The sequence below is a fragment of the Azospirillum sp. UENF 112521 genome (assembly GCF_058780665.1).
In genome coordinates, this window is record NZ_JBSNCI010000002.1 from 1,494,457 (window position 1) to 1,507,142 (window position 12,686).

Below are 12,686 nucleotides of genomic sequence, written 5' to 3' on the forward strand. Positions count from 1 at the left end.
GTCTCCGCGATCAAGGATAGCATAACGCAGAACAGGAACCAGCCTTCAGGCTACATTCCAGGCTCGAACACCGCCACAAGGTTGCGGCCGAGATGCTTGGCGCGATAAAGCGCGAGGTCGGCACGATGGATCGCCCGCTCCAGCGTGTCGGTCGCCCCCTCCAGCCCGGCGATGCCGATGCTGACCGTCAGGCGGAAGGTGCCGTCCGGCGCCTCGATCGGCATGCGGGCCAGATGGCGGCGCACCCGTTCGGCCACCACACGGCTTTCATCGGCGGTCGCACCGGGCAGGACCACCACGAACTCCTCCCCGCCCAGCCGGCCGAGGATGTCGTATTCCCGCAGGATGGCCTGACAGCCGGCCGCCACCATGCGCAGCGCATCGTCGCCGGTAGCATGGCCGAAGCTGTCGTTGATGCGCTTGAAATGGTCGACGTCGAGGACGAAGACCGACAGCGGTTCGTGGAAGCGATGGGCGCGGGCCAGTTGGGCGCGGGCCATGTCCATGAAGGACCGCCGGTTGAAAATTCCGGTCAGCGGATCGCGCGACGCCATGTCGCGCAGCGCCTCTTCCATGCTGCGGCGTTCGGTGTAGTCGTAGATCCAGGCCAGATTGACCGCCGTGCCCTGGATCACCGCCTGATTGACCGTGAACAGGGTCCAGAAGGGCGACCCGTCGGCCCGCCTGAACTGAACCTCCATGTTGGTGACGCCGCCGCCGCCGCGCAGCCTCTCCAGCACGCGCAGGCGCTGGTGGCTGTCGAGGTAGTAATCACGGGCGCGGCTGCCGATCAGCCTCTCGCGCGGCAGGCCGATCAATTCGGCGAAGCGGGTGTTGACGAAGATGATGCAGCCGTCGTCGCGGCGGGACACCGAAACGCCGATGGGGCTCTGTTCGAGGATGGCTTCAAGCCGTTCCTCGTTCGGATGCAGGTCATTCAATTCCCGGGTGACACCGGCAATACCCGACTCGTCACGGAAGGCGTCCTTGGCCGGGAAGCGGGTCGCCCCCTCCGCCACAAGGACCGGTGCCTCGTACCGGACATTGCCGCCATAGTCCCGCAACGTTCCGGCAGCCGGACTCCCGGCCTGCGATGCATCCTCGTCCGCAAGGATGGCCTGCCGATACACCGCATCGACGTCCGTCACCGTCACCAGCCGCAGGCTTTCCGCCCCTCCTTCGGCCTTCGTGCCGGATGGAAGCGCGGTCCAGGGCGCATCCGCCACCGTCACCCGGCAGACGGATCCGTCGTTCCGCAGCACCCGGTGCGCCCGCGCCGGATCGGCGACCGGACCGCCGCCATCGCAGCTGTCCAGCCCGAACTCGCACAAGCTACGTCCCGGCAACCCGCCCGGTTCGCAGGCCAACAGCGCATGGAGCGCCGGATTCGCGTGATGAATGATCCCCGAAGCCGCAACAACGCAAACCCCGACCGGAAGGCGGTCGAGGATCGACAACGCGGCATCGCGTCCGTCATGCGCATCACGGCCTGAGATCATTGCCATGCAACCCGGAACCGGCATGGCCGAGAGTGTCTCATTGACTTTTGATTCCTCGCAGCGCCGGTGGTTTCCGACAAGGTCGAACTGGAAGGGCCGGACTTCTAAGAACGGTTGAGTGTATAAAATTTTCGGCGATTGTTCAAGACGCGGACATTTTACAAGGTTGCATCGCCCAAACTTGTTTCCGGACAAGTGCGCCATCAAGACGACTCCATGCCGCATCGTCTCCCGGCAGTCCGAAGCGCAGCCAATCCGGCCGGTGCTCGAACCGGCGCACCAGGATCCCGGCCTCGCCCAATGCCCGATAGAGCGCCGGTGCCCGATCGTCCTCGACAAGACGGAACAGCTCCGTCCCGCCGGCCACCTGCAATCCGGCTGCCGCCAGCAGCCGGTCCAACTGCGCGGCGGCAGCGGTCAGGCGGTCGCGCGTGGCAGCGATCCAGCCGCGGTCGGCGAGAGCCGCGGTGGCGATGTTCAATCCCGGACCGGACACCGCCCAGGGTCCGATGGACTCGCGCATTGCCGCCGCCAGATCGATCGGGGCCAGCGCTATGCCGAGGCGCAGCCCCGCCAGCCCGAAGAACTTGCCGAAGGAGCGCAGGATGACCAGTCCCGGCCGGCCGGCATGCGCGGCGGCACTGTCTTCGGGCCGCATATCGGCGAAGGCCTCGTCCACCACCAGCCAGCCGCCGCGCGCGGCCTGCGCCGCGGCAAGCTCCAGCAGCCGGACGACAGGCCAGCGCCGGCCATCGGGGTTGTTGGGGTTGACGACGACCAGCACGTCGGCCTCAACCACGTCCGCCGCCATCCGCACATCGTGGCCGGCCAGCGCCCAGCAACGGGCATGCTCGGCATAGGTGGGTCCCAGCACCGCCACGCTGCCCGGTGCACGCAGCCGCGGCAACAACTGGATCAGCGCTTGCGAACCGGAGGCCGCGGCAACCAGCTCCGCCGATGGCACGCCATAGCAATCGGCCGCCGCCGCACGCAATGCCGCCTCCTCGCCGCGGCCGGGCAGCCGGGTCCAGGCGTCCTGCGGCACCGGCGGCAGCGGATAGGGCCAGGGGTTGATGCCGGTGGACAGGTCGACCCACGGCAGCAGCGCACCGGGAAAGGCGGCACGGGCACCGTCCAGGTCGCCACCATGCAGAAGGACGCCTTCGGTCGCGTCACCCTGCCTCCACGGGTCCGCCACAGGCAGGTCCGACCCAAGCGGGTCCGCCATGTGCGGCTTGGTCGCCGGGCTGTCTTCGGCCATGATCGCGCTCCTCATTTCCCCGTCGCGCGGCCAGCGGGCCGCCCCAATCCTGGAACGTCCCTGCCGTGCCGCTGCATCCTTTCCTGCTCGCCACCGCGCTGATCGTCGAGGCGGCGGTCGGCTATCCCGACCCACTCTACGCCCGCATCCGTCACCCGGTCGTATGGATCGGAGCGCTTATCGCCCAGTTGGACGGCGCACTCAACCGTGAGACCGACGGCTTCGACCGCCGCAAGGCGTTCGGCGTCCTGGCCGTGCTGGTGCTTCTGCTGACGGTCGGCGGAGTCGCGGTGGCGGTGGCCTGGGCCTGCCGGCTCCTGCCCTTCGGCTGGCTGGTTGAGGCGGCGCTGGCGTCCACCCTGCTGGCCCAGCGAAGCCTGCACGACCATGTGGCGGCGGTCGCCAAGGGGTTCCGCACCGCCGGGCTGGAGGGCGCGCGCAAGGCGGTGGCGATGATCGTCGGCCGCAACCCGGCCACGCTGGACGAACCCGCCGTCGCCCGTGCCGCCATCGAAAGCCTTGCCGAGAATTTTTCCGACGGGGTGGTGGCGCCGGCTTTCTGGCTGCTGGTCGGCGGGTTGCCGGGTCTGGCGCTCTACAAGACGATCAACACGGCGGACAGCATGATCGGCCACCGCACCCCGCGGCACGAAGCCTTCGGCTGGGCAGCGGCGCGGCTGGACGATCTGGTCAACCTGCCGGGATCGCGCCTGACCGCCCTTCTGCTGGTCGGTGCCGCCTGGATGACGGGAGGGACGGATGCGCGGCAGGCCTTGGCGTCGGTGAGGCAGGATGCCCACCGTCACCGCTCTCCCAACGCCGGCTGGCCGGAGGCGGCGATGGCTGGCGCGCTCGACCTGCGGCTGGGCGGGCCCCGGGTCTATGGCGACACCCGAATCGAGGATGTCTGGCTCGGCGCGGGACGGACCGCCGCCACGCCGGACGACATCGGCCGGGCGCTGGCGCTCTACCGCCGCGCCTGCGTGCTGCTGATCGCCGGGGCGCTGGTGCTGGCCGTGCTGGGGTGACCGGTCATCCCCGCCCCGCCCGCCGCACCATCAAGGACAGGCGCCGGCCGACCCGGCGCGCGAACTGACGGACTGCGATCAGCAGCCGGCGCGCGGCGCGGGCGGGAGCGGTCTCCTTCAGCCAGGTGAGCCAGGCCGTTACCCGCACATAGCCCCAGGCGAACCAGCCGATGGTCAGCAGCTTCGGCTTGGCGATGTGGAACAGCCGCTCCACCAGGGTGATCTTGACCAGTTCCGCCCCGATAATCACGGCGGCGCCGGCCATGGGGCGGCCCGTCGCGAACAGCCAGGCGCCGACCGGCTTCGCCGGCTCCAGCAGAGCCAAAGGCACAAGCACGAGGACCAGCGACGGATAAGGTCCAAGCCCCGCCACCCATTCTCCGAATCGCGCGAACGGCGGCAGCCGCGCGATCCGGCGGGCGACCGGACGCACCACCCAATAGGCCAATGCGTCCAGCAGGAAATACGCGATCGCGAACAGTGTCGCGACCGGACGCAGCAGGCGGGACAGCAGCCGGCGCGGCGGCGATGACGGCGGCGATGGCGGCGGCAATGGCGGCGGCGGTTCGGGGGAGGCAGGACGGTTCTGCGCCCCGGGAGGGGGAGTGCTGTTCATTGGAAATATTCCGCCGGAGGTCTTAGGTCCCTTCTACCACGAAGGCGAGCCTTTCGTTCGTGGGAAGGGACTGGCACCTTCATCCAAATTGGTTCTGTAAACGCACAATCGAGTCCGCTCCTTCCCCGAACGACCCCATACAACAGCCGAATCGACCGTGCCCGGCCATTATGACCCCCTCCTCGTCGCGTTATCCTATGTGATCGCCGTGTTCGGCGGTTATGTGGCGCTGGACCTCGCCCATCACTCCCGCAGCGGTACGGCAGGCCGATCCCTCGCGTCGGCCCTGGGGAACACGACCGGAAACGGTCCGGGCGACAAACGGCGATTGGCCGGTGCGGCGCTGGCGCTCGGTGCCGGAATTTGGTCGATGCATTTCATCGGCATGCTCGCCTACCGCAGCGACGTGCCCATCGGCTATGATGCCGGACTGACCGCACTGTCCTTCCTGCTGGCCGTCGGCGTTTCGGGAGCCGGCCTGTTTGCGGTAGCGCGCAACCGTGGCAACAACTATTTTAAATTGCCGATTGCGGGCACCCTGACCGGGCTCGGCATCGTCAGCATGCATTATGTGGGAATGGCGGGAATGCGCATGGACATGGACCTGTCCTATGACGTGGTTCTGGTCGCTGTTTCGGTGATCGTCGCCATCGCCGCATCGACCGCGGCCCTGTGGCTGGCCTTCCGGACCAGCCGCCCGCTCCAGCGCGCCGCCGGTGCCGTCCTGCTGGGGCTGGGGGTGGTGACGATGCACTATACCGGCATGGCGGCCGCCGGGATGGAGCCGATCACGGAGCTGAGCGCCGCCGCAATCGGAAGTGCTGACGCCAGCCGCGCCGCCCTTCCCCATGCGGCGTCCCACTCCGGTCATGGCATCGCGCTCTCCTCGTCCCTGCTGGCGATCATGACCGGGATGGGGACGCTGCTTCTGCTGTCGCTGGCGATGCTGTCGTCGCTGCTCGACCGCCGGCAGCAGGCCGAGCGGTCGGCGGAGCAGGAAGCGCGCTACCGTGCCATCGTCGACACCGCGGTGGACCCCATCGTCCTGATCGACGACCAGGGCATCGTGGAGTCCTTCAACCACGCGGCGGAGAAGACCTTCGGCTACCGGGCCGAGGAGGTGATCGGGCGCAACATCAGCATGCTGATGCCGGAGCCCTACCGCAGCGCCCATGACGGATATCTCGACCGCTACCGCCGAACGGGCGAGCGGCGGATCGTCGGGATCGGCCGCGAGGTGGACGGGTTGCGCAAGGACGGCACCACCTTCCCGCTCGACCTTTCGGTCGGCGAATGGAAGGTCGGCAAGCGGCGCATGTACACCGGTATCATGCGCGACATCACCGCCCGCAGAGCATCGGAGGACGCGATCCTGCGCGCCCGCGACGAGGCGGAGGCCGCGAGGGTCGAGGCCTTGCAGGCCCGCGACGATGCCCAACGCGCCGACCGCGCCAAGACCAAGTTCCTGGCCGCCGCCAGCCACGACCTGCGCCAGCCGCTGCAATCGCTGTTCTTCTTCGCCCATGCCCTGTCGGACAAGCTGGAGGATCATCCGGCCGCCCCCCTGCTGGCCAGCATGACCAATTCGCTGAACGGGCTGCGGGTGATGCTGGACAGCCTGCTGGATGTCTCCCGCCTCGATGCCGGGGTGGTGAAGCCCAGCGTCACCGACTTCGCGCTCGGCCCCCTGCTGGAGCGGCTGGCGGAGGAATACCGCATCCGCGCCGCCGAGGCGGGCCTGACGCTGCGCCATGTCCCGACGTCCGCCTGGACCCGCAGCGATCCCGCCCTGCTGGAACGCATCCTGCGCAACCTGATCGAGAACGCCATCCGCTACACAGAACATGGCGACATCCTGGTCGGCTGCCGTCACCGTGGCGGCACGTTGCGGCTGGCGGTGCTGGACCAGGGCATCGGCATCCCCGCCGACAAGACCCAGGACATCTTCCAGGAGTTCACCCAGCTCGCCAATCCCGAGCGCGACCGCCGCAAGGGCCTTGGGCTGGGGCTCGCCATCGTTCGGCGGCTGGCCGGGCTGCTGGAGCATGGGGTGACGGTGCAATCCGCACCGGGACGCGGCAGCGGCTTCTTCCTCGATGTGCCGACAGCGGTTCCGCGCCCAATCCCGAAGCCGGTGCGCGTCCCCGCGGAATTGCCGGACGCCAAGGGGCTGATCGTGGTCGTCGACGACGACACCATCATCCTGCTGAGCATGCGGGCGATGCTGGAGGAATGGGGATACGAGGTGGTCGCCGCGGTGTCCGCCGACGAGGCCATCGCCTCGCTGCTGAATCTCGGCCGGCAGCCGGCGATGATCGTCGCCGACTATCGCCTGCGCGAAGGACGGACGGGGGTGGAGGCGATCCGCGACATCTACGGCGTCTGCGGCGTGCGCGTTCCCGCCGTTGTGCTGACCGGCGACACCGATCCCGCCCGCATCGCCGAGGTCCAGCGCAGCGGCCACCGGCTGATCCACAAGCCAGTCTCCGCCCCGATGCTGCGCGAGATCCTGAACACCGCCGCATAGGGCGGCAGATCGTCCACCCGAATCGGCGGCGGCGGTGCTAAAAAGCGCCCGACTCCACCGAAGCAACCCTGGACGGGCCGGCGGCCGGAAGACTAGCATCCGCCGCCGACCGAGCCTCCCGGCAGCCCCCGCCCGTTGCCGCCCCCCTTTCTCTCCCACGGACCGTGATGCTGCGCCGTTCCCTGATCCGCGCCGGCGAGACCTGCGCTTTCCAACTCCGCGCCGCCCTGGCGCGTGCGATGTCCCGCCCGGCCCCGCCCGTTGCCCCGCCTGCCGCTCCGCCCTATGACGGTTATCCACCGCCGTCCCACCAGACGCAGCAACCCGTCCAGTATCCAGGCACGCCCTATCCAGGCGCCCCCTACCCGCAGGCGCCGCAACAGCCGGTCTATCCGCCCAGCGCTTATCCACCGAACGCTTACCCACCCGGCACTTATCCGCCGGGTAGCTATCCCCCCGCAGCCCATCCGATGGCTGCGCAGCCGCCCGGCCAGCCCTATCCTCAGCAGCCGGTGCCGCCCTACGGCGTGCATCCGCAACCGGTGCCGCCCCCTCGCAACTCCCGGCGCCCACGCCTGCGCCTGCCGCGCGGTCGCTGGGGCAAGGTCGCTGCCGTCGCCGGCGTGCTCGTGCTGCTGCCGCCGGCGGGTCTGCTCGGCACCTATGTGTGGATGCGGGCCCAGCAGCCACAGACCAGCGGCGCGGTCGCCATCCCCGGCAACGGCGCACCGGCCGAGGTCGTGCGGGACAAGCAGGGTGTGGTCCATATCTTCGCCGCGACCGAGCGCGATGCTTACCGCGCGCTGGGCTATGCCCACGCCCAGGACCGCTTGTGGCAGATGGAGACGATGCGCCGGGCCGGGGCCGGCCGGCTGGCCGAGCTGATCGGCACAAAGTACGGCGACTTCGCGCTCCGCACCGACCGGCTGATGCGCACGCTGGGCGTCCGCCGTGCGGAGGAGGCGATGGCCGCCACCCTGTCGCCCGACGCCCGCACCGCCTTCGACGCCTATGCCGAGGGCGTGAACGCCTATCTCGCCACCCGGTCGGAGGCGTTGCCGGTCGAATTCCAACTGTTGCGCCACACGCCGGAGCCCTGGACTGTCGCCGACAGCCTGGTTTGGGCCAAGCTGATGGCGCTGCAACTGTCGGCCAACTACCGCGACGAGCTGTTCCGCTCCCGCATTCTGGAACGGTTGTCGCCGCAACAGGTCGATGATCTGTTTCCGTCGGACGTTCCCGGGTCTCCCACCACGCTGGCGAGCGACCTGCGCGGCATGGATCTGCGGGAAACGGTGCGCCGCACCCTGGCGGCCCTGCCGCAGATGGGCTTCGACACCGCGTCGAACGAATGGGTCCTGACCGGTGCCCGCACCACGACCGGCAAGCCGATCCTCGCCAACGATCCGCATCTGGGGCTGGAGGCGCCGATCCTCTGGTATCTCGCCCGCATCGTGACGCCGGACTTCACCGTCACCGGCGCCACCGTGCCGGGCGTGCCGCTGACCATCCTCGGCCACAACGGCAAGGTCGCCTGGGGCTTCACCACCACCCACAGCGACACCCAGGACCTGTTCGTCGAAAAGCCCGACCCGCAGGACCCGGCGCGCTACCTGACCCCCGACGGCACCCAACCCTTCGAGACGCGTGCCGAGACCATCGGCATCGCAGGCGAGGCGTCGCAGACGCTGACCGTCCGCAGCACGCGGCATGGCCCCATCATCTCCGATCTGGACGCCCCGTCCCTTGACGGCAAGGCGCCCGGTCCGGTGCTGGCGCTGTCCTTCCCCGGTCTTGCCGACGACGATACCAGTGCGGAGGCGCTCTACCGCCTGAACCATGCCGGATCGGCGGAGGGCGTGCGCGACGCCCTGCGCCTGCATGTCGCCCCGCAGCAGAACGTCGTCTATGCCGACGTGAGCGGAGAGGTCGGCTTCATCACCCCCGGCCGGGTGCCGATCCGCCGCAAGGGCGATGGCCGCGTGCCGGTTCCCGGCTGGACCGGCGAGTATGACTGGACCGGCTTCCTGCCCTATTACGCCCTGCCGCAGGCGGTAAACCCTCCGACCGGCCAGTTCGTCAACGCCAACAACGCGGTGGTCGGGCGCGACTATCCCTATCGCCTCGCCACCGAATGGCCGGATCCCTCGCGCGCCAAGCGCATCGTCGAGATGCTGGGCGGTGGGCGCCATTCGGTCGAGGATGTGGCGCGCCAGCAGATGGACATCGTCTCCCTGCCCGCCCGCGACTTCCTGCCGGACCTGCTGAAATACCCGACGCCGCCCGGCCTCGCCAGCGACGCGGCGGCCCTGCTGCGCGGTTGGGACGGCCGGATCGACCGTAACCGGCCGGAACCGCTGATCTTCGACATGTGGCTGCGGGAACTGGTCCGTGCGGTCTTCGCCGACGAGTTGGGTGCCGACTTCGCCTCCTACTGGGACCTGCGGCCGGAGGCGTTGCGCCATGTCCTGAACAACCGGCCGGAATGGTGCGACGACGTTACCACGCCGCAGAAGGAAAGCTGCGCCGACGTGATCGGACGCTCGCTGGAAACGGCGGTCAAGGCGCTGGCCGAACGCCATGGGTCCAGCATGAAGAGCTGGCGCTGGGGCGACGACCACACCGTCGCGCTGGTCCACCGCATGCTGAGCCGCCTGCCGCTGATCGGCGGCAAGGCCGACCTGTCGGTGGAGACCGACGGCGATTTCTTCACCGTCAACCGCGGATCGACCACCATCCGCGACCCCGCCAACCCGTTCCGCCATGTCCAGGGCGCCGGGTTCCGCGCGGTCTACGATCTGGCTGACCTCGACAATTCCCGGTTCGTGATCGCCACCGGCCAGTCCGGCAATATCTGGTCCCGCCACTGGGGCGATCTGGTGACCCTGTGGCGCGATGGCGGTTCGTTGCGTATGGCCGGCGACCGTGGCACGCTGGTCTCGGCAGGGGCGGAGGTGCTGACACTCACACCACGCAACACCGGGACAAACACGAAATGACCATCACGCTGGAGGACGTGCGCGCCGCGGCGGCGCGCATCGCGGGACACCTGCCGCGAACGCCCACGGTTCCGGCTTCCCGCCTGGGGGACATGGCGGATTGCCGGATGCACGTGAAGCTGGAGAACCAGCATGCCACCAGCTCCTTCAAGGAGCGGGGTGCGTTGAACAAGCTGCTGTCGCTGGGCGAGGCGGAGCGCCGCGCCGGCGTCATCGCCATGTCCGCCGGCAACCACGCCCAGGCGGTGGCCTGCCACGCGACGCGGCTGGGCATCCGCTCGACCATCGTCATGCCGGCCTTCACCCCCTTCACCAAGGTGGAGCGGACCGAGAATCTGGGCGCCACCGTCGAACTGCATGGCGAGACGCTGAGCGAGGCAGCCGCCTTCGCCCATGACCTGGCGGCGCGCGACGGACTGACCTTCGTCCATCCCTATGACGACCCGCTGGTGGCCGCCGGCCAGGGCACTGCGGCGCTGGAACTGCTGGAGGATGTGCCGGACCTCGACGTGCTGGTGGTGCCCATCGGCGGCGGCGGGCTGATCTCCGGCATGGCGACGGCGGCCAAGGCGCTGCGGCCGGATCTGGAGATCGTCGGGGTGCAGTGCAGCCTCTACCCGGCGGTGCGTCAGGCGCTGGCTGGCCAGCCGATCACCTGCGGCGGGGCGACCGTGGCGGAAGGCATCGCGGTGAAGGCGCCCGGCGCCCTGACCCTGCCGATCATCCGCGCCCTGGTCGACGACGTGGTGGAGGTGGGAGAGGCCCGGCTGGAGGAAGCGGTCTACCGCCTCGCCACCGTGCAGAAGCTGGTCGCCGAGGGAGCCGGGGCGGCGGCGCTCGCCGCGGTTCTGGAGGATCCGCAGCGCTACCGCGGCCGCAGGGTCGGCATCGTGCTGTCGGGCGGCAACATCAACTCCCGCATCATGGCGCAGGTGCTGATGCGCGGGCTGGTCTATGAGGGCCGCATCGTCCGCCTGCGCATCGGCATCACCGACGCCCCCGGCGCGCTCGCCCGCGTCACCCGCCTGCTGGGCGAGGCCGGCGCCAACATCGTCGAGGTCCACCACCAGCGCCTGTTCCACAATGTGCCGGTGAAGATGGCAGAGGTGGATGTGGTGCTTGAAACCCGCAACCAGACGCATGTCGACGCGCTGATCGCCCGGATGAAGGACGCCGGCTATCCGACCAGCCTGATGATGGAGGTGGGGTAAGTCCCCACCCCGTCAGATGCTGTAATTGTCGGCGATCTCGGAGCGCAGTTGCTCCACCTGATCGCGGAACACCGCCCCATCCCGGCCGGCGCTGTTGCGCACGTCGCGCACCACGCGGGCCGGGGTGCCGCCCAGCACGATGATGCGGTCGGCCAGATGCACCGCCTCTTCCAGATCGTGGGTGACGAACAGAACCGTCTTGCCCGTCTCCTGATGGATGCGGCGAAGCTCGTCCTGCAAATTGTGGCGGGTGATGGCGTCGAGCGCGCCGAACGGCTCGTCCATCAGCAGGATGTCCGGGTCGACCGCCATGGCACGGGCGATGCCGATGCGCTGGCGCTGGCCGCCCGACAGCTCATAGGGCCAGCGGCGGGCATAGCCGTCGAGCCGCACGAGCTTCAACGCGGCTTCCGCCCGGTGCCGCCGCTCGTCGCGGCTGACCGGCAGGCCTTCCAGCCCGAATTCCACATTGCGGATCACCCGACGCCAGGGCAGCAGACGCGAGTCCTGGAACACCAGCCCGACCGGTCGATGGCCGGGGCGCTGGTCCTGGTGGATCGTGACGCCGCCGCTGCGCGCAGTGTGCAGCCCGGCGACGACGCGCAACAGGGTCGACTTGCCGACACCGGACGGGCCGACGATGGCGACGAAGCTGCCGCGCTCGACCGACAGGTTGACGTCGACCAGAACCGGCGGCGCATCCTTGCCGTAGCCGATGGACACGTCCTCGAGGTCGATGACGGAGGCGGTTGCGGTCTTGGAGAGGGTCACCGCTGCCATGAGAGCACCCGCGACTGAACTTGCATGAACAGGAAATCAGACACGCCGTAGAGCAGCGCGATGGTGACCATGTAGAGCACGACGATGTGGGTCGCCAGCAGGCCCGACGCCTCCATCATCCGCATGCCGAGGCCGGAGATGCCGAACAGTTCGGCCGCGACCACGGTCATCCAGCCCTGCCCCAGCCCGGCACGCAGGCCGGACAGGACGCCCGGCAGGGCGCCCGGCAGGATAATCTTGAACAGGCGCGGGATCAGCCCGCCCTGGCCGAAGGCATAGCCAAGCTCGATCAGGTCCTTGTCTACCCCGCGCACCGCGGCGTAGCTGGCGTAGTAGTTGATCCAGAACACCGTCAGCGCGATCAGGAAGGACGCCGCCCCCTCGCTGACGCCGAACCAGATGATGGCGAAGGGAATCCAGGCAATGGCCGGGATCGGGCGCAGCATGCGCACGACCCAGGCCTGGAAGGCGTCCCACTTGCCCCACAGCGCAGCGGCAGTGCCGAACGACACGCCGAGGAAGGTGCCCAGCGACAAGCCGACCAGATAGTGCGACAGGCTGGCCAGCACCATCGCCTGCCAGGTACCGCTCTTGAACTCGGCCAGGAAGGCGGCAGGCACCGCGCTCGGCGACGGCAGCAGCCGGGCCGGCACGACGCCGCTGCGCGCCACCGCTTCCCACGCCAGCAGGAAGACGACGACGCCCAGCGCCGACAGGGCGATCTTGTTATAGGTCTTCATCGGCTTGTCGATGTCCCTCACACGG

At 69.1% G+C, this 12,686-nt stretch carries 9 protein-coding genes; 4 read left to right on the forward strand and 5 right to left on the reverse strand.

The window, feature by feature from the left end; translation table 11 throughout:
• Positions 1 to 50 precede the first annotated feature (50 nt).
• Positions 51 to 1,331, reverse strand: coding sequence for a GGDEF domain-containing protein (locus ACWPN8_RS09380; protein WP_492240601.1), 1,281 nt, complete (start codon positions 1,329 to 1,331; stop codon positions 51 to 53).
• A gap of 310 nt (positions 1,332 to 1,641) precedes the next feature.
• On the reverse strand, positions 1,642 to 2,760 hold the full coding sequence (cobD, locus tag ACWPN8_RS09385) for a threonine-phosphate decarboxylase CobD (RefSeq protein ID WP_492240602.1): 1,119 nt from the start codon (positions 2,758 to 2,760) through the stop codon (positions 1,642 to 1,644).
• A 65-nt stretch (positions 2,761 to 2,825) separates the two neighbouring features.
• On the opposite strand from cobD, the gene cbiB reads away from it, so the two are divergent.
• Complete coding sequence (cbiB, locus tag ACWPN8_RS09390) at positions 2,826 to 3,788, forward strand: adenosylcobinamide-phosphate synthase CbiB (protein WP_492240603.1); 963 nt, start codon at positions 2,826 to 2,828, stop codon at positions 3,786 to 3,788.
• Between the two features lie 4 nt (positions 3,789 to 3,792).
• On the opposite strand, the gene ACWPN8_RS09395 is transcribed toward cbiB, so the two are convergent.
• Complete coding sequence (locus ACWPN8_RS09395) at positions 3,793 to 4,404, reverse strand: hypothetical protein (RefSeq protein WP_492240604.1); 612 nt, start codon at positions 4,402 to 4,404, stop codon at positions 3,793 to 3,795.
• A 199-nt stretch (positions 4,405 to 4,603) separates the two neighbouring features.
• Here ACWPN8_RS09395 and ACWPN8_RS09400 point away from each other — a divergent pair, with 199 nt between their 5' ends.
• The 3 genes from ACWPN8_RS09400 (at position 4,604) to ACWPN8_RS09410 (ending at position 11,141) form a co-directional block, all read left to right on the forward strand.
• Positions 4,604 to 6,931, forward strand: coding sequence for a hybrid sensor histidine kinase/response regulator (locus ACWPN8_RS09400; protein ID WP_492240605.1), 2,328 nt, complete (start codon positions 4,604 to 4,606; stop codon positions 6,929 to 6,931).
• Positions 6,932 to 7,098: 167 nt separating this feature from the next.
• Positions 7,099 to 9,930, forward strand: a complete 2,832-nt coding sequence (locus ACWPN8_RS09405) for a penicillin acylase family protein (protein WP_492240606.1) — start codon at positions 7,099 to 7,101, stop codon at positions 9,928 to 9,930.
• A complete protein-coding gene (locus ACWPN8_RS09410; protein ID WP_492240607.1) occupies positions 9,927 to 11,141 on the forward strand; it encodes a threonine ammonia-lyase in 1,215 nt (404 codons plus the stop codon). The genes ACWPN8_RS09405 and ACWPN8_RS09410 overlap by 4 nt, the downstream gene beginning before the upstream one ends.
• A gap of 12 nt (positions 11,142 to 11,153) precedes the next feature.
• Here the strand turns inward: ACWPN8_RS09410 and ACWPN8_RS09415 are convergent, their stop codons facing one another.
• Together ACWPN8_RS09415 and ACWPN8_RS09420 are read right to left on the reverse strand one after the other, a co-directional pair.
• Positions 11,154 to 11,921, reverse strand: coding sequence for an ABC transporter ATP-binding protein (locus ACWPN8_RS09415; protein WP_109096620.1), 768 nt, complete (start codon positions 11,919 to 11,921; stop codon positions 11,154 to 11,156).
• The gene (locus ACWPN8_RS09420; protein WP_492240608.1) at positions 11,909 to 12,661 is read right to left on the reverse strand and encodes an ABC transporter permease; all 753 of its coding nucleotides are present in this window, start codon (positions 12,659 to 12,661) and stop codon (positions 11,909 to 11,911) included. Before ACWPN8_RS09420 ends, ACWPN8_RS09415 begins: the two co-directional genes overlap by 13 nt.
• Between the last annotated feature and the right edge of the window lie 25 nt (positions 12,662 to 12,686).